Genomic DNA, 17,501 nt, shown 5'->3' with positions numbered 1-17,501 from the left:
TCCATCTCCGCTGCCGCCAGGCCACGCCTTGACGGCCGCAAGCACGGCGTCATGCTACCCTCAGCGATCGGGCGAATCTAATGGTTGCTACGAGAGCACGCCCAAATCCTCACATCTCGAACCCGAAAAGACGGTGGGCACGGCGCTTTGCGCCTTTGCCCACCCTACGAGAGCTTGCTAAGACGCATCTCCCATGCGTCTTTCCCTGACAACCTGGAACATCAATTCGGTGCGGCTGCGCATCGACCTGATCGCGAAATTCCTCAAGAGCGCGCGGCCGGAGGTGCTGTGCCTGCAGGAGACCAAGTGCATCGACGACGCCTTTCCGCTGAAGCGGTTCAAGCGGCTCGGCTACGAGCATGTCGCGCTGAACGGGCAGAAGGGCTATCACGGCGTCGCCATCGTCTCGAAGATCCCGTTCGAGTCGAAGGACATCCGCACCTTCTGCGACAAGGTGGATTCGCGGCACATCTCGGTGTCGTTCGGCGAAAAGGCAGGCATCGCAAAGCCGCTGGTGCTGCATAATTTCTACGTGCCCGCGGGCGGCGACATTCCCGATCCCGTGCTGAACGAGAAGTTCGATCACAAGCTCCGCTTCCTCGACGAGATGACAGCGTGCGAGCCGCTGCATCCGCGCGGCGAGGACCGCCACATCCTGGTCGGCGATCTCAACGTCGCCCCGCACGAGAACGACGTGTGGTCGCACAAGCAGCTTCTGAAAGTGGTCTCGCACACGCCTGTCGAAACCGAGAAGCTCAAGGCGGCACTCGCCGCCGGCGAGTGGATCGACGTCGCGCGCGAGCGCACCCCGATGTCGGAGAAGGTCTACACGTGGTGGAGTTACCGCTCCGCCGACTGGACGGTCGGCGACCGCGGGCGCAGGCTCGACCACATCTGGGTCTCGCGCGCGTTGAAGGATGCGGTCAGTGACTTCAAGATTCTCCGCGACGCGCGCAGCTGGGAGCGGCCGTCGGACCATGTGCCGGTGACCGTGACGCTGGAGGTTTGAGCTCCCCGTCGTCATTCCGGGGCGCGACGAAGTCGCGAACTATGGTGCGCAATTGCGCACCTGAGAATCCATTCATCCACCGTCTCTGACGCTCAATGGATTCCGGGTTCGCGCTGCGCGCGCCCCGGAATGACGAGTGGAGATAGCTACGACGTCAGCTTCGCGCCCGCCATCAAGATATCGCTGGCGATCTGGCTCGAGCGAACCGCGAATTCGTCGCGCAGGCGCACGGCGGCGGCGGGGTCGCTTTCGAGCACGCGCTGGAACAGGCTGCGCGAGACGCGGATGACGGAGGAATGCTCCAGCGCGATCGCGCTTGAGGGCCGCTTCATCGGCACCACCAGCGCAAGCTCGCCGATCAGCGCGCCGGGACCTGCGATCATCTCGGCGCCGGCACCGTCGTCGACCCGGAAGGCGCCGCGCTGGACCACGAAGCCGGCATCGGCGTCGTCGCCGAGATTGAACAGGACGTCGCCGCGGACGAAATCACGCTGCTCGGAGCCGATCGCCAGCATGCGCAACGAGGCGTCTCCCAACAGGCGCAATGTCGGGACCCGCTCGAGAAGCGCTACGTCGTCGTCGATTGACATTCAGATCCGAGGCTCAAGGGCACGCCATCTAAAACGATTCGCGCGCCCCTGAAGCGTATCACGGCACCAACTTGTAGCCACCGGCTTCCGTGACCAGGATCTCGGGGTTGGCGGCGTCCTTCTCGATCTTCTGGCGGAGGCGGTAGATGTGGGTTTCCAGCGTGTGGGTGGTAACCCCGGAATTGTAGCCCCAGACCTCCTGGAGCAGGGTCTCGCGCGACACCGGCATCTGGCCGGCGCGGTAGAGGAAGCGGAGGATGGCGGTTTCCTTCTCGGTGAGCCGCACCTTGCGCGCATTGGCCGCGGTCAGCATCTTCGAGCCCGGGCGGAAGGAGTAGGGGCCGACCGAGAACACCGCGTCCTCGCTGGCCTCGTGCTGACGGAGCTGGGCGCGGATGCGGGCCAGCAGCACGGCGAAGCGGAACGGTTTTGCGACGTAGTCATTGGCGCCGGATTCCAGGCCCAAAATCGTATCGGAATCGGTGTCGTGCCCGGTCAGCATGATGATCGGCGCCTTGAAGCCGCCCTTGCGCAGCGAGCGAACAACTTCGCGGCCATCAGTGTCGGGCAGGCCGACATCCATCAGAACGAGATCGGGGGAATTGGCCTTTGCCGCGCTCGCGCCCTTGGCGCCGGTATCGACGGCGGAGGCCTCGAATTCTTCGTGCAGCGATAATTGCTCCACCAACGTATCGCGCAGATCGGTATCGTCATCCACGATCAGGATCTTGCGGGCATTGGCCATGGGGTATCATCCTTTTGGAGTCCGGCTCGGCGCGCATGCATGCCGCGCCCAGCCGCGAGGGGAAGTTTAGGGGTCGCCGTTATTATTGTTGTTCGTGTTGAAGTAGTGGGCTGTTACCGATTCTCAAGCCAGAACCACTCTAACCCAGAATAGCAGGGCGCTTGGATGAATGTCCTGTAATGAATTCGATATCGCGCGTACACATGAAAAACAACGTCGCTTCAGTGACTTACACCAGAAATCGGAGATCCGGGCCGCTATCGGCGATCCGCGTTAAGCCTGCTGCCGGCAATCCGCGCCGGGGCTGGCTGACGGCCGGACAGCTGACGATACCGGTGGCGTTGGGGCGCGGCGGTATTCTCGCCAACAAGCGCGAGGGCGACGGTGGTACTCCGAGGGGTAGCTTCCGTCCCAAACGCCTGTGGTGGCGTGGCGACCGACACAGCCGCCCGCAGACTTTCCTGCCGGCGCGGATCATCACCGACGCGGATGCCTGGTGCGAGGATCCCAGGGACCGACACTACAACCAGGGAATTCGGCTCGGCGAGGGGCAGGGCGGTGACCGGCTCAAGCGCGCCGACCATCTCTACGACTTCATCATCGAGATCGACCACAACACGCGCCCGCGCGTCGCCGGCCGCGGCAGCGCCGTATTCCTGCATCTGGCGCGCGACAATTTCGGCCCGACCGCAGGCTGCGTCTCCATGACCAAATCCGCGATGCTGCAATTGCTGCGGCGGCTGGGACCAAGAACAAGAATCATCATCGGGTGAGGGCACATGCTCGACAAGGATCAGATTGCCGCGGCATCGCGCGTCCTGTTTCGGCATTGGCGCGACGGCACCAAGCTCGACGCGCTGGAGGCAAAGCTGCGGCCGCAGAGCCGCGCTGACGGTTACGCGATCCAGGCCGTGCTCGAAACGCAATCGTCTGGAAAACTGTTCGGCTGGAAGATCGCCGCCACGAGCGAGGCCGGACAAAAGCACATCAACGTCGCGGGACCGCTGGCCGGTCGCATCATGAGCGACACCGTGATCACCGATGGCGGCACCGCGTCGATGCAGGGCAACGAGATGCGCGTCGGCGAGCCGGAATTCGCCTTCCGCATGGGGCGCGATCTGCCGCCGCGCGCGGCGCCGTACACCGTCGATGAAGTCCTCGCCGCCGTCGACGCCCTGCATCCCGCGATCGAGATTCCCGATTCGCGCTTTGTCGATTTCGCCGGCGCCGGCGAAGCACAGCTGATCGCCGACAATGCCTGTGCGCATCTGTTCGTGCTGGGCGCGGCAACGTCAGCGGATTGGCGCGCGCTGGATCTCGTCGAGGAACGGCCGCAGATCACGCTGCGCGGCGAGCGCTATGTCGGCCACGGCAGGAACGTGCTTGGCGATCCCCGCGCAGCTCTCGCCTGGCTCGCCAACGAGCTGCGTGGCCTCGGCATCACCTTGCGGGCAGGGGAGGTCGTGACCACAGGCACGTGCCATCCGCCGCTGCCGATCCAGGCCGGCGATCATCTCGCGGCGGACTTTGGTGTGCTGGGCGAGGTGTCGGTGGGGTTTGTGTAGACGCGGCACACGCCGCTGTCGTTGCGAGCCCATCTCTCTCCGCACGTCATTGCAAGCGCAGCGAAGCAATCCAGAGTCCCTCCGCGGAAAGATTCTGGATTGCTTCGCTCCGCTCGCAATGACGAATTTGAGAGCTTGTATGGCTCCCGACCCTCGCTAACGGCTTCTACCGATGCCCGAAGATCGCGCTTCCCACGCGCACATGGGTGGCGCCCAGCATGATCGCTGTCGCGAAATCGGCGCTCATGCCCATCGAGAGATTCTTCAAGCCGTTGCGCTCAGCGATCTTGGCGGTCAGCGCGAAATGGGCCGCGGGCGGCTCGTCGACCGGCGGGATGCACATCAGTCCGGAGATCGTCAGCCCATAGGTATCGCGGCAGCTTGCGAGGAAGGCATCGGCCTCGCCGGGCGCAACGCCGGCCTTCTGCGGCTCCTCGCCGGTGTTGATCTGGACGAAGAGCTGCGGGTGCTTCTTCTGGGATTCGATTTCCTTGGCTAACGCCTGGCAAATGCTCGGACGGTCAACCGAATGAATGGCGTCGAACAGCGCGACCGCCTCTTTCGCCTTGTTGGACTGCAGCGGCCCGATCAGGTGCAGCGCGATATCGGGGTAAACAGTCGTTAACGCCGGCCACTTGCCTTTGGCCTCCTGCACCCGATTCTCGCCGAATACGCGCTGTCCGGCGGCGATAACCGGGGTAATTGCATCGGCGTCGAAAGTCTTGGACACCGCGATCAGCGTGACGGAGGCGCGATCACGCCGCGCATCCTTGCAGGCGCGTGCAATTTCGGCTTCGACCGCGGCGAGCGCGTTTGGTGAATCGCCGGTTACCGGCGCTGCGTTGGCTTCTGTCATGACGTTCGATTGGCTGTGGTCGTAACCGAGGTAAGTCCAATTTTACCGAGTTCAAGAAAGAGTTTTTGAACCCTTCGCTTTACCTTAGCCCGCGGGGTGGGCAGCGAAGATGGCAAACGTCAGTTTCAACCGCAAACGAGCGAAACTCAAGCAGGTTCTCGGGATCCGGGCCCGGCTTGCGTTGCTCGCGGTGATTCTGGTCGCGCCCTTGATGCTCGAGCGCATCCGTTCGCTCGAGGACACGCGCACGCGGCAGATCGCGCAGGCTGCGGCTGAATTCACCACCATCGCACGGCACAGCGCAGATGCGCAGCGCGAGGTGATCTCGTCGGTTGAGACCATCCTGAAATCGGAAGCCTTCATCCGCGCCTCCGCCGGCGGCATCAGCAAGAGCTGCGACGTGCTGCGCGCGAGCCTGCCCTCGAACCTTCCCTGGATCCGCACGCTTCTGATCGCGGGCCAGGACGGACGCATCCAGTGCGCCACCAACAACATGTATGTCGGCCTCGATCTCAGTGACCGGCCTTATTTCCAGCAGGCGCAGGAAACCGGCCGCTTCGTGCTGAGCGATTTCATCCTGTCACGGCCGGTCCCGTCACCGACCGTCATGGCGGTCTATCCGGTGTCGGCGTTCAGCGGCGTCGCCGATGCCGTCGTGCTAGCGACCGTCAACCTCGACTGGATGTCGAAGGTGATGAGCAATCTCGGCGGCCGCGCCGGCATCACCGCCGTGCTGGTCGACAGTGCCGGCACGGTGCTGGCCGCACCTGCCGACCAGCACAGCGCGGTCGGCCGTCCGCTTGACAACATGCCGCTGATGTCCGCGATCGCCGACAAGGCGCTGCGGTCGAACCAGGACGAAGGCTCGCTCTCGTTTCTCGCCGCCGACGGCTCCCGCCGCGCGGTCAGCTACATCCGCATCGCCGGCACCAACGCCCGCCTGATAGCCAGCATCGACGAGGACAAGGTGTCCGCGGCGGTGAGCCGCGACATCCGCACCGCCTATCTCCAGCTCGCTTTCGTCGTCGTGTTCGTCCTGCTCGGTGCGCTGATCGCCGCCGAGAAACTCGTGATCAAGCCGATCGAGATGCTCGCCGACATGGCCAAGCGCCTCGGCGAGGGTGACCTGTCGGCGCGCGCGGCGCGCAACCGCCTGCCGGCCGAGTTCGTGCCGCTGGCCCGCGCCTTCAACGCAATGGCCGCGCAACTCAGCCAGCGCGAGCGCGAGCTGATCGCGAGCAACGACCGCCTGACGGTGATGGCCTCGATCGACATGTTGTCGGGCCTCGCCAACCGCCGCGGCTTCCAGAGCCGGCTCGATTTCGAATGGATGCGCGCGCAGCAATATGGCAGCGACCTCGCGCTGCTGATGATCGACGTCGACCATTTCAAGCTGTTCAACGACACCTATGGCCATCTCGAAGGCGATTCCTGCCTGACGCGGCTCGGCGAGTCGCTCTCGGGCATCGCCGCCGACACGATGGGCTTTGCCGCGCGCTATGGCGGCGAGGAATTCTGCCTGCTCCTGCCGAATACCGATGTGATGCGCGCCGTCGAGATCGGCGAGCAGGCGCGCGCGGCCGTGCTGAAACTGTGCCTGCCGCATATCACCTCCGCCCACATGATCGTCACCGTCTCGATCGGCGTCGCCGCGACGAAGCCGAACGAGAGCCTGCGCCCCGGCGATCTCATCGAAGCCGCCGACGCCGCGCTCTATGCCGCCAAACACCGCGGCCGCAACAACGTCGTCGAGCACGGCGTGCAGGCGATCGAGACCGCTGACATCATGATGGCAGCGAGCGCCTAGCCCGCAGCCCCGGCGCGATCGAGCTCGATCTCGGTCACCACGCGATTGCGGCCGCCGCCTTTGGCGAGGTAGAGCGCGCGGTCGCAGCGCTCGATGAGATCGGCGATGGCTTCACCGGAACGATACTGCGCCACGCCGATCGACACGCTGATGTTGGGCAGCACCTCGCCGGTCGAGCGGCGGGTGATCCTGCATTCGGCGATCGCGCGCCTGATGTGCTCGGCGATCCCGGCACAGGTGGCAAGATCGGCGCCCGGCAGCACAGCGATCAGCTCCTCGCCGCCGTAGCGGGCCGGGAGATCCTGATCGCGCACCTTCTCGCGCAGCACCTTTGCGATGAGGCGCAGCACCTGATCGCCGACGCCGTGGCCGAAATCGTCGTTGAAGGTCTTGAAGCGGTCGATGTCGAGCAAGAGCACGCTGAGCGGCTCGCCCCAGTCCGCCGTGACTTGCGCCTTGCGCAGGAATTCGTCCAGCGCCCGCCGGTTGGCAAGGCCCGTCAGCGTGTCGGTCCGCGCGCGCTCCTCGGACTTGGAGAGCGAGGCGCGGATCACGTCGAGCTCGCGGGCCTTTTCGGCAAAGCCCGCCTCCAGACGCGTCGCCCTTGTGGCCGCGCGGGCCAGCTCGTTCATGAGCTGGGCGACCAGCGCCTTCGGGTCGACGCCGGACTTGCCCTGGTCGGCGACCTCGCTGATCGCCTGCATCTGCGAATGGTTGTCGGCGATCGCGGTCGCCAGGAACTCCTTGGCCGCACCCATCAGGGCATGCAGCCGCTCGGAGGTGTCGACGACGACAGCACTCAGCCGTGGCGCAACATAGGTCTCGAACAGGTTCTGATTGGTCCGGGCGTCGAACGGACGATTGTGGTCGATCAGGAGATCGATGGCGTTGCGCAAGTCATCATGGCTGCCTGCGAAATACTGGTACCAGACGGCAAAATTGATCGGCGTCGGCGCAATCCGCTGCTCGGCCATGCTCCGCATCGCCCGTCCGGCGATGGACGCGGCATAATCGTAGTCGGGATCGTCGAAGCTGGCGTCCATCGGAGGTTTTCGGGGTCCTGGCCAGCCGCAACCTCGCATCGACCCCTTAATCACACCCCAACGGCGGCCTCGGTAGTTATGCGGAGCAGGGGCGAAGGTTCCCGGGGTGAGGCAACCCATTGACCCCCTGAGGACTTCTATGGCCTAGTCCGCCGTCTTTAGACGGCCGAACCCAAGAAAAACCGAACGATTCCATGACCTCCGAACGCTATAACGCCCGCGATTCCGAACCACGCTGGCAGGCTGCCTGGGACCAGCAGGCGATCTTCGTCTCGAAGAACGACGATCCGCGGCCGAAATACTATGTGCTCGAGATGTTCCCCTACCCGTCCGGGCGCATCCATATCGGCCATGTCCGCAACTATACGCTCGGCGACGTGCTGGCCCGCTTCATGCGCGCCAAGGGGTTCAATGTGCTGCACCCGATGGGCTGGGACGCTTTCGGCCTGCCGGCCGAGAATGCCGCCATCGAGCGCAAGGTCGCGCCCAAGGCCTGGACCTACGACAACATCGCCGCGATGAAGAAGCAGCTCCGTTCGATCGGGCTGTCGCTGGACTGGTCACGCGAATTCGCGACCTGCGACCCCAGCTACTACAAGCATCAGCAGAAGATGTTTCTGGACATGCTCGCCGCGGGCCTCGCCGAACGCGAGAAGCGCAAGCTCAACTGGGATCCGGTCGACATGACCGTGCTCGCCAACGAGCAGGTGATCGACGGCCGCGGCTGGCGCTCGGGTGCGATCGTCGAGCAGCGTGAGATGAGCCAGTGGGTCTTCAAGATCACGAAGTACTCGCAGGAGCTGCTGTCGGCGCTGGACGGGCTGGACCGCTGGCCCGACAAGGTGCGGCTGATGCAGCGCAACTGGATCGGTCGCTCCGAGGGCCTCTTGATCCGCTTCGCGCTGGATCAGGCGACCACGCCGGCCGGCGAGAGCGAGCTGAAGATTTTCACGACGCGCCCCGACACGCTGTTCGGCGCGAAGTTCATGGCGATCTCGTCGGATCATCCGCTGGCGCAGGCAGCTGCCGCCAAGAACCCGAAGCTCGCGCAGTTCATTGCCGACATCAAGAAGATCGGCACCGCGCAGGAGATCATCGACACCGCGGAGAAGCAGGGTTTTGACACCGGCATCCGCGCGGTGCATCCGTTCGACCCGAGCTGGAAGCTGCCGGTCTATGTCGCCAACTTCGTGCTGATGGAATACGGCACCGGCGCGATCTTCGGCTGCCCCGCGCACGACCAGCGCGACCTCGATTTCGTCAACAAGTACAGTCTCGGCAACACGCCGGTGGTGTGCCCGGAAGGGCAGGATCCCAAGAGCTTCGTCATCACCGACACCGCCTATGACGGTGACGGCCGCATGATCAATTCGCGCTTCCTCGACGGCATGACCATCGAGCAGGCGAAGGAAGAGGTGGCGAGGCGTCTCGAGGGCGAGCTGCGCGGCAACGCGCCGGTCGGTGAGCGGCAGGTGAATTTCCGCCTGCGCGACTGGGGCATTTCGCGCCAGCGCTACTGGGGCTGCCCGATTCCCGTGATCCATTGTCCGAAGTGCGATGTGGTGCCGGTGCCGGATGCGGACCTGCCCGTGACGCTGCCTGATGATGCGACCTTCGACAAACCGGGCAACGCGCTGGATCATCACCCGACCTGGAAGCACGTCACCTGCCCCAAATGCGGGGGCAAGGCTAGCCGCGAAACCGACACCATGGACACCTTCGTGGACTCGTCCTGGTATTTTGCGCGCTTCACCGATCCCTGGAACGAGAACGCGCCGACGACGCCCACTGTGGCCAACCGGATGCTGCCGGTCGACCAGTATATCGGCGGCGTCGAGCACGCGATCCTGCATCTGCTCTACAGCCGCTTCTTCACCCGCGCGATGAAGGCGACCGGGCACATTGCGCTGGACGAGCCGTTCGCCGGCATGTTCACGCAAGGCATGGTGGTGCACGAGACCTACCAGAAGGCCGACGGCACCTTTGTGCAGCCGGCCGAAGTCAAGATCGAGGTCGGCGGCAACGGCCGCCGCGCGACGCTGCTGTCGTCGGGCGAAGACATCCAGATCGGCCCGATCGAGAAGATGTCGAAGTCGAAGAAGAACACGGTCGATCCCGACGACATCATCGAGACCTACGGCGCCGACGTCGCCCGCTGGTTCATGCTGTCGGACTCCCCGCCCGACCGCGACGTGATCTGGAGCGACGAGCGCGTCCAGGGCGCCTCGCGCTTCGTGCAGCGGCTGTGGCGGCTGGTGAACGATTCCGCGGAACTCGGCAAGGGCGCGCCGGCGGCGCGGCCGGCCTCGTTCGGCCCGGATGCAACCGCTCTGCGCAAGGCCGCCCATGGCGCGCTGGACAAGGTCACCACCGGGATCGAGCGGCTGCACTTCAATGTCTGCCTCGCCCATATCCGCGAATTCGCCAACGCCTTCTCGGAGGTGCTCCAGCGTCCCGGCCAACCGGCCACTGACCTCATCTGGGCGATCCGCGAGGCCGGCCAGATCCTGGTCCAGCTGTTCTCGCCGATGATGCCCCACCTGGCCGAGGAGTGCTGGCAGGTTCTGGGCCACAAGGGGCTGGTTTCGGAGGCCAATTGGCCCCAAATCGAACGCGATTTGCTGGTTGAAGACAGCGTGACCCTGGTGGTTCAGGTCAACGGCAAGAAGCGGGGTGAGGTCACAGTTGCAACAGCGGCCCAGAATCCGGAAATCGAGGCTGCCGTTTTGGCCCTCGATGCGGTAAAGCTGGCCCTGGATGGCAAGCCCGTCCGCAAGGTGATCATCGTCCCCAAGAGGATCGTGAATGTTGTCGGCTAGGATCCGCATCGCAGTCCGCCTGCTGGCAGTCGCCGCACTGGCGGCGCTGACGGCTGGGTGCTTCCAGCCGATGTATGCCGACCGTGGCGACGGCACCCCCGGCCTGCGCGAGAAGCTGATGGGGGTCGAGCTGCCCCCGGTCGACAAGCCGAACGCCTCGCGCGAGGCGCGCGTCGGCGTCGAGGTCCGCAATGCCCTGGCCTTCAAGCTGTACGGCACCGCCACGGGCATGCCGCCGACCCACCGCCTGGTGATCCGCTTCAGCTCCAGCCGTTCGTCCCTGATCGTCGATCCCAACACGGGTCTGCCGACCAGCGAAAATTACGGCATCGACTGCCAGTACAATCTGGTTGAGGTCGTCAGCGGCAAGTCGGTCATGACCGGCACCACGTTCTCGCGCGTGTCCTACGACATGCCCGGCTCCTACCAGCGCTTCTCGCGCAACCGCGCCGTTCGCGATGCCGAGGATCGTGCCGCCAACGAGATCGCAGAGAACATCAATACCCGGCTCGCCGCATTCTTCACCGCGGGCACGTAGTTCATTCCCGTCATTCCGGGGCGCCCGCAGGGCGAACCCGGAATCCAGAGATTGTTGATCGAGATTCTCAGGTGCGCAATTGCGCACCGTAGTTCGCGCTTCGCGCGCCCCGGAATGACAGTTGGGCCCAATGGTCGCGCTGCGCGGAAAAGAGATCGACGCCTTCCTCGCCCGCCCCGATGCGGGCCGTCCGATCATCCTGCTCTACGGTCCCGATGCCGGCCTCGTGCGCGAGCGCGCCGACGCGCTGATCGCCTCGGCGGTCGACGATCCCAACGATCCCTTCTCGCTGGTGAAGCTCGACGGCGACGAGCTCTCCGCCGAGCCGTCGCGGCTCGTCGACGAAGCCATGACGGTGCCGCTGTTCGGCGGCCGCCGCGCCATCCGCATTCGCGCCGGCTCGCGCAGCTTTGCCGGCGGCATCGACACGCTGGCCGAGATGAGCGTGAGGGATTGCCGCATCGTGATCGAGGCGGGCGAGCTGCGCCCGGAATCGCCGCTGCGCAAGGCCTGCGAGCGCGCCAAGACGGCGGTCGCGATCGGCTGCTATCCCGACACCGAACGCGACCTCGCCAAGCTGATGGAGGACGAGCTCCGCATCGCGAACTTGCGCATCGCGCAGGATGCCCGCGCGGCGCTGATGTCGTTCCTCGGCGGCGACCGCCAGGCCTCGCGCAACGAGCTGCGCAAGCTCACGCTGTACGCGCATGGCAAAGGCGAGATCACGTTGGATGACGTCATGTCCGTCGTCGCCGATGCCTCGGAGCTGAAGCTCGATCCGATCGTCGACGGCGCCTTCGCCGGCCGGCCCGACATCGTCGAGACCGAATTCGCCAAGGCCATGATCGCCGGCACCTATCCCGGCGTGATCATCTCGGCCGCACAGCGCCAGGCCGCATGGCTGCACAAATCCGCGCTTGCGATTGCCGACGGCCAGCCGGCCTCCGCCGTGCTCGACGGCGGCTATCCGCGCCTGCACTTCTCGCGAAAGCCCGCAGTGGAGACGGCGCTGCGCAATTTCAGCGTGGCGCGGCTCGCCACCATCATCGAGCAGCTCGCAACCGCAGCGCTCGAGACCCGCAAGCAATCCACACTAGCCGCCGCCATCGCCCAGCGCACGCTGATGGCGATCGCCGCGAATGCGAAGCGGCGGGGCTGAGTCTCTCCACGTCATTGCGAAGTGCAACTCTCTCGACTCGTCGATGCGAGCGTAGCGAAGCAATCCAGAGTCCCTCGGCGGAAAGATTCTGGATTGCTTCGCTGCGCTCGCAATGACGAGGTGGATGCAGACGCGCGCCAATGACTGAGCGAAGCGCCAAACCCGTCATCCTGAGGCGCGAGCCGCGCGACGCAACGCGGCGCGCGGGGAGCCTCGAAGGATGAACGGCCGGGATACAGCCGGGCCGTCGCCCTTCGAGGGCCGCTGAAGAAGCGGCCACCTCAGGGTGACGGTGATAGAGAGTCGGTGCGTCTAAATCCCGCCCTTGGCCAGCCGCTTCATCACTTCGTCGAGCTGATCGAGGTTGCGGTAGTTGATCTGCACGGAGCCGCCGGGGTCGCGGTGATTGACGGTGACCTTGAGGCCGAGCGCGTCGCTGACGCGCTTTTCCAGATCGATCGTGTCAGGATCCTTTTCCTTGCCACTGGTAGCGCGCGCCTTCTGCGGCTTGCGCTCCGGCACGCCCTCTTCATGCGCGAGCGCCTCGGCCTGGCGGACGTTGAGGCCTTCCGCGACGATGCGCTTGGCCGCGGCGAGCGGATCGGGGACGCCGATCAGCGCGCGGGCGTGACCGGCCGTCAATTCACCGGTCGCGATGAAGGCCTGCACCTCGGCCGGCAGCTTGGTCAGCCGCATCATGTTGGCGACGTGGCTGCGGCTCTTGCCGACGACCCTGGCGATGTCGTCCTGGCTGCGTTTGAACTCGTTGGCGAGCGCGTGATAGCCCTGCGCCTCCTCCATCGGGTTGAGGTCCTCGCGCTGCACGTTCTCGACGATCGCGAACTCCAGCGCATCGCTGTCGCTGATGTCGACCGGCACGATCGGCACCTCGTGCAGGCCCGCCATCTGCGAGGCGCGCCAGCGCCGTTCGCCGGCGATGATCTCGTAGCGATCCTGCGCGCCCTTCACGGGGCGCACCACGATCGGCTGGATCACGCCGTGCTGCTTGATGGAGTCGGAGAGTTCCTTCAGCTCGGTGTCCGAAAAGGTCCGGCGCGGGTTGCGCGGATTGGCCTTGATGAATTCGATCGGCACCTTGCGCTGCGCGCGCGGACGATCGACATGCTGGGCCTCGCCGCCGACGTCACCGATCAGACTTGCAAGACCCCGGCCCAGTCGCGAACGCGCTTCGTCGGCCATCGCCAGCTCCCTTGGATTCACGGTGCAGCACTCCAGAACTGAATTTCGAATCGTAGGGTGGGTTAGCGAAGCGTAACCCACCTCTTCTGTTTTCGCGAAGATAGACGTGGTGGGTTACGCCTTCGGCTAACCCACCCTACGGCATCATCAATGCGTCGTGCGCAGCTCGCGCTCGCGCTGGATCACTTCGGTGGCGAGCCGCAGGTACGCTTCGCTGCCGACGCATTTGAGATCGTAGACCAGCACCGGCTTGCCGTAGGACGGCGCTTCCGAGATGCGCACGTTGCGCGGGATCATGGTCTTGTAGACCTTCTCGCCCATGAACTGGCGGACGTCGGCGACGACCTGGTTCGACAGGTTGTTGCGCGAGTCGAACATGGTCAGCACGATGCCGTGGATCGACAGGTTCGGATTGAGCGTCGAGCGCACCTGCTCCACCGTCTGCAGCAATTGCGACAGACCTTCGAGCGCGAAGAACTCGCATTGCAGCGGCACCAGAATCGCGTCCGATGCCGCCATCGCGTTGACCGTGAGCAGGTTGAGTGAGGGCGGGCAGTCGATCAGCACATAGGTGTAGTCGGCATCCGGCGAGACATTGTTGTTGAGTGCGCCGATCGCGTCGCGCAGCTTGAAGGCGCGGCCGGGCGTGGTGCCGAGCTCAAGCTCGAGGCCGGAGAGATCCATGGTCGACGGCGCGATGTGCAACCGCGGCACCGCGGTCGAGACCACGGCTTCGCGCAGAGGCGCTTCACCGATCAGCACGTCGTAGGTCGAGCAGGAGCGGTTGCGGCGATCGATGCCGAGTCCGGTCGAAGCGTTGCCCTGCGGATCGAGATCCACGATCAGGACGCGCTCGCCGATCGCGGCGAGTGCCGTGCCGAGGTTGATCGCTGTGGTTGTTTTTCCCACACCGCCCTTTTGATTCGCCAGCGCCAGGATGCGCGGGTGGCCCTGTGGCACTTCAGCTGGCTGTTCCTGGGCAGTCTGGTCTTGCGGCTCGTCAGTCACGCTCATTGAATTTCCCCACTCACCCCTGAACGCCTCAGCTGCGCCGTTCGGCGGCACTCAGCTCCACGATCCAGCCGTCGCCGGTACGGCTTCGGTGGAGCTGCGGCTGAATATTCCAATATTTAGCGGCTTCGGTCAATTCAGCCTCTACATCTTGACCCTTGAGAAATAACGCCTTTGCGCCCTGGCGCATCAGCGGCTCCGCAAAGCCGATGAGTTGATGTAGCGGAGCCAGCGCACGCGCGGTGACGCAATCGACGGGGCCGGTGATTCTATCCACATTATCCCCGATCTCAGCGAGATGTACGACTCCCGGAGATGCGGTGACGCGAATCGCTTCACGGAGGAAGGCGGCCTTCTTGGCGATTCGCTCGACAAGATGGACGCTCGCGTCCGGCGTCCCCGCCATGGCGCAGGCGAGGACGACGCCGGGAAAACCGCCGCCGCTGCCGAGGTCGGCCCAGCGCTTTGCCGTCGGCGCGAGATCGACGAGCTGGAGCGAATCGGCGATGTGCCGGGTCCAGAGGTTTGGCAGGGTCGAGGGCGCGACGAGATTGGTCTTGGCCTGCCACTCCCGGAGCAGTGCGATGTAGCGATCGAGGCGGGCTTCTGTTTCATGTGAAACGGGAGCGAGCTTCAGCGCCGCGCGTTTGTCGGCGGCGATGATGGCGTCGAGCGATTGATCGTTGGCGCTGGCCCTGGCGATCTTCGGTCCGGCCGGTGCTGGGTCCGGTCGACGACCGACACCCTCACCTGCTCCGGGTCGTCGGGATAGCGGCCTGTCCCCGCCCGGTCCGCGCTGTTTCACGTGAAACGCCTATGCAATTGCCTTGGAAGTCTTCCGTGCCTCGCGCCGGAGATAGGCCGCAAGGATGCCGAGCGCCGCCGGCGTCATGCCGTCGATCCGACCGGCCTGGCCGACGGTGAACGGCCGCGCCTTCTCCAGCTTGGCGCGGACCTCGTTGGAGAGACCGGGGACCTGCTGGTAGTCGACCTCCGACAGCACCATCCCCTCATCGCGCCTGAAGGCTTCGACGTCGGCGCTCTGGCGCTCCAGATAGACATCGTATTTGGCGTCGATCTCGAGATGGGTGGCGATGACGGGATCGATAGTGGACAGCTCCGGCCAGATCGCACGGACCTGGCTCCAGCCGATCTCCGGATAGGCCATCAGCTCGAAGGCGGAGCGGCGCTGGCCATCCCGGTTCAGGGACAGCCCGTGCTTGATGGCCTCGTTCGGGGTGATGGTTAGCGACTTCGAAAGGGTCCGAGCCGCGTTCAGGGCATCCATCTTGGTCCGGTGATGCCGGGTCCGGGCGCTTCCGACGCATCCAAGCGTGATCCCCTTCTCGGTCAGACGCTGATCGGCATTGTCGGCCCGCAGCGTCAACCGGTACTCGGCCCGCGAGGTGAACATCCGATAGGGCTCGCTGATCCCGCGGGTGACGAGGTCGTCGATCATCACGCCGAGATAGCCATCGGCACGATCAAACACCGTCAGCGCAGCACCGCTGGCGGAGAGCGCGGCGTTCAGGCCGGCCACGATGCCCTGTCCGGCGGCTTCCTCGTATCCGGTGGTGCCGTTGATCTGCCCGGCCAGGAACAGGCCGCGCAGACGCTTGGTCTGCAGGGTCGGATCGAGTTCGCGGGGGTCGATGTGGTCGTATTCGATGGCGTAGCCCGGGCGAACCATCTTCACCCGCTCCAGGCCGGGAATGCTGGCGAGGATCGCGAGCTGGACCTCCTCCGGCAGCGAGGTCGAGATGCCGTTGGGATAGACGGTGCTGTCGTCGAGCCCTTCCGGCTCCAGAAAGATCTGGTGGCCGTCGCGGTCGCCAAAGCGGACGATCTTGTCCTCGATCGAGGGGCAATAACGCGGTCCGGAGCTCTTGATCTGGCCGGAGTACATCGGGGAGCGATGGACGTTGGCCCGGATCACCTCATGGGTCGCGGGCGTGGTCCGGGTGATCCCGCACTGGATCTGCGGGGTCGTGATCCGCTCAGTCATCACCGAGAAAGGCTCCGGCGGCTCGTCTCCGGGCTGCATTTCGACTGCTGACCAGTCGATCGTGGTGCCGTCCAGACGCGGCGGAGTGCCGGTCTTGAGCCGCCCGAGGGTGAAGCCGGCGCGCTCGAAGGAGCTGGAAAGACCCATGGCAGGTGCCTCGCCGACACGGCCGGCGGGCCAATTCTTCTCACCGAGATGGATCAGGCCGCGGAGAAAGGTCCCGGTGGTGACGACAACCGCGCCTGCCCGAAGCTCCCGGCCATCGGCCAGACGCAGTCCGGTGACCCGTCCCTCGACCACGATCAGCTCGTCAGCTTCGCCTTCGATGACGGAAAGGCCCTCGGTCTGACGGATCGCGGCCTGCATCGCGGCGGCATAGAGCTTCCGGTCCGCCTGGGCGCGCGGACCACGAACAGCGGGGCCCTTGCGGCGATTGAGAACGCGAAACTGGATGCCGCCGACGTCGCCGACCCGGCCCATCAAGCCATCGAGCGCATCCACTTCGCGGACCAGATGACCCTTGCCGAGACCCCCGATGGCGGGATTGCAGGACATCGCGCCGACCGTGGAGAAGCGGTGCGTCACCAGAGCGGTCGTTGCACCCATCCGGGCAGCGGCAGCCGCGGCTTCACAGCCGGCGTGGCCGCCGCCAATCACGATGACGTCGAAACTCTCTCGCTCTGTCCGCATGGGCGGACTTCTAGCTCAGAGAGGAAAAAGCCGGAAGTGGAAACTGGGTGGGGCCCCAGTGTTTCACGTGAAACAGGGCGTCCCCAGGGTGCGGAAGCATTTTGGCGAAAACAACCCCATGCACAGTAGGAGGCGTGTTGGAGAAGCTGCTGTTTCACGTGAAACAAAACGACCCACGAGCTGGAACCGGTAAACGGCGGGGACTGGGATGGATGTTACGGTCTTCGGGTCGAGAGCGCGATCGATACCACACGCCGTCATTGCGAGCGCAGCGAAGCAAGCCAGAGTCCTTCCGCGGATGGCGTCTGGATTGCTTCGTCGCAAGGGCTCCTCGCAATGACGAGATTGAGGCGCGGCCGCCGGCCTCCCACCCCCCGCCGGCCTGGGGTAATCTCGGATCACACAAGCGAGCCACTGAGTCCGGCCGGAGCAAGCGCGCCGCTATACACATGAAAGTGGCTGGA

At 65.0% G+C, this 17,501-nt stretch carries 15 protein-coding genes; 7 read left to right on the top strand and 8 right to left on the bottom strand.

From position 1 onward, the window contains the following. Positions 1-193: 193 nt before the first annotated feature. Positions 194-1,009 carry an exodeoxyribonuclease III gene (locus GGD63_RS36355; protein ID WP_183249568.1) on the top strand — a complete coding sequence of 272 codons (816 nt, stop codon included), beginning with the start codon at positions 194-196 and terminating at the stop codon, positions 1,007-1,009. A 146-nt stretch (positions 1,010-1,155) separates the two neighbouring features. Here GGD63_RS36355 and GGD63_RS36350 read toward each other — a convergent pair whose 3' ends face one another. Together GGD63_RS36350 and GGD63_RS36345 are read right to left on the bottom strand one after the other, a co-directional pair. Continuing rightward, positions 1,156-1,599, bottom strand: a complete 444-nt coding sequence (locus tag GGD63_RS36350; protein WP_027554028.1) for a cyclic nucleotide-binding domain-containing protein — start codon at positions 1,597-1,599, stop codon at positions 1,156-1,158. 58 nt (positions 1,600-1,657) lie between these two features. After that, on the bottom strand, positions 1,658-2,344 hold the full coding sequence (locus GGD63_RS36345; RefSeq protein ID WP_008142830.1) for a response regulator transcription factor: 687 nt from the start codon (positions 2,342-2,344) through the stop codon (positions 1,658-1,660). A 203-nt stretch (positions 2,345-2,547) separates the two neighbouring features. Between GGD63_RS36345 and GGD63_RS36340 the strand changes: the two genes are divergently transcribed. Then, positions 2,548-3,117 carry a L,D-transpeptidase gene (locus tag GGD63_RS36340; protein WP_183249566.1) on the top strand — a complete coding sequence of 190 codons (570 nt, stop codon included), beginning with the start codon at positions 2,548-2,550 and terminating at the stop codon, positions 3,115-3,117. A 6-nt stretch (positions 3,118-3,123) separates the two neighbouring features. After that, positions 3,124-3,909 carry a 2-keto-4-pentenoate hydratase gene (locus GGD63_RS36335; RefSeq protein WP_183249564.1) on the top strand — a complete coding sequence of 262 codons (786 nt, stop codon included), beginning with the start codon at positions 3,124-3,126 and terminating at the stop codon, positions 3,907-3,909. A gap of 166 nt (positions 3,910-4,075) precedes the next feature. On the opposite strand, the gene GGD63_RS36330 is transcribed toward GGD63_RS36335, so the two are convergent. After that, positions 4,076-4,765 (bottom strand): YggS family pyridoxal phosphate-dependent enzyme, encoded by a 690-nt coding sequence (locus tag GGD63_RS36330; RefSeq protein WP_183249563.1) that lies wholly within the window; start codon positions 4,763-4,765, stop codon positions 4,076-4,078. A gap of 109 nt (positions 4,766-4,874) precedes the next feature. Here GGD63_RS36330 and GGD63_RS36325 point away from each other — a divergent pair, with 109 nt between their 5' ends. Then, on the top strand, positions 4,875-6,572 hold the full coding sequence (locus GGD63_RS36325) for a diguanylate cyclase domain-containing protein (RefSeq protein WP_183249561.1): 1,698 nt from the start codon (positions 4,875-4,877) through the stop codon (positions 6,570-6,572). On the opposite strand, the gene GGD63_RS36320 is transcribed toward GGD63_RS36325, so the two are convergent. Next, positions 6,569-7,615, bottom strand: a complete 1,047-nt coding sequence (locus tag GGD63_RS36320) for a GGDEF domain-containing protein (RefSeq protein ID WP_183249559.1) — start codon at positions 7,613-7,615, stop codon at positions 6,569-6,571. The two genes, GGD63_RS36325 and GGD63_RS36320, sit on opposite strands and share 4 nt — an antisense overlap. A gap of 194 nt (positions 7,616-7,809) precedes the next feature. Between GGD63_RS36320 and leuS the strand changes: the two genes are divergently transcribed. The 3 genes from leuS to holA all read left to right on the top strand — a co-directional run bounded on the left by leuS (position 7,810) and on the right by holA (position 12,131). Next, positions 7,810-10,434, top strand: a complete 2,625-nt coding sequence (leuS, locus tag GGD63_RS36315) for a leucine--tRNA ligase (protein WP_183249557.1) — start codon at positions 7,810-7,812, stop codon at positions 10,432-10,434. Further along, positions 10,421-10,972: an LPS assembly lipoprotein LptE gene (lptE, locus tag GGD63_RS36310; protein ID WP_183249556.1), complete on the top strand. Its 552-nt coding sequence runs from the start codon at positions 10,421-10,423 to the stop codon at positions 10,970-10,972. The genes leuS and lptE overlap by 14 nt, the downstream gene beginning before the upstream one ends. A 130-nt stretch (positions 10,973-11,102) precedes the next feature. After that, complete coding sequence (gene holA / locus GGD63_RS36305; protein WP_183249572.1) at positions 11,103-12,131, top strand: DNA polymerase III subunit delta; 1,029 nt, start codon at positions 11,103-11,105, stop codon at positions 12,129-12,131. A 312-nt stretch (positions 12,132-12,443) separates the two neighbouring features. Here holA and GGD63_RS36300 read toward each other — a convergent pair whose 3' ends face one another. The 4 genes from GGD63_RS36300 to mnmG all read right to left on the bottom strand — a co-directional run bounded on the left by GGD63_RS36300 (position 12,444) and on the right by mnmG (position 17,037). Then, positions 12,444-13,331 (bottom strand): ParB/RepB/Spo0J family partition protein, encoded by an 888-nt coding sequence (locus GGD63_RS36300; protein WP_183249554.1) that lies wholly within the window; start codon positions 13,329-13,331, stop codon positions 12,444-12,446. A gap of 147 nt (positions 13,332-13,478) precedes the next feature. Then, entirely contained in the window at positions 13,479-14,345 is an 867-nt protein-coding gene (locus tag GGD63_RS36295; RefSeq protein WP_183249552.1) for a ParA family protein, read from the bottom strand. A 28-nt stretch (positions 14,346-14,373) separates the two neighbouring features. Continuing rightward, positions 14,374-15,006 carry a 16S rRNA (guanine(527)-N(7))-methyltransferase RsmG gene (rsmG, locus tag GGD63_RS36290; RefSeq protein ID WP_312013485.1) on the bottom strand — a complete coding sequence of 211 codons (633 nt, stop codon included), beginning with the start codon at positions 15,004-15,006 and terminating at the stop codon, positions 14,374-14,376. Between the two features lie 150 nt (positions 15,007-15,156). Next, positions 15,157-17,037 carry a tRNA uridine-5-carboxymethylaminomethyl(34) synthesis enzyme MnmG gene (mnmG, locus tag GGD63_RS36285; RefSeq protein ID WP_183249548.1) on the bottom strand — a complete coding sequence of 627 codons (1,881 nt, stop codon included), beginning with the start codon at positions 17,035-17,037 and terminating at the stop codon, positions 15,157-15,159. Positions 17,038-17,501: the final 464 nt, after the last annotated feature.

Source organism: Bradyrhizobium sp. cir1 (assembly GCF_014198245.1).
Classification (GTDB): domain Bacteria; phylum Pseudomonadota; class Alphaproteobacteria; order Rhizobiales; family Xanthobacteraceae; genus Bradyrhizobium.
The sequence above is the reverse complement of the archived record's forward strand: the minus strand, read 5'-3'. Positions and strand labels throughout refer to the sequence as shown.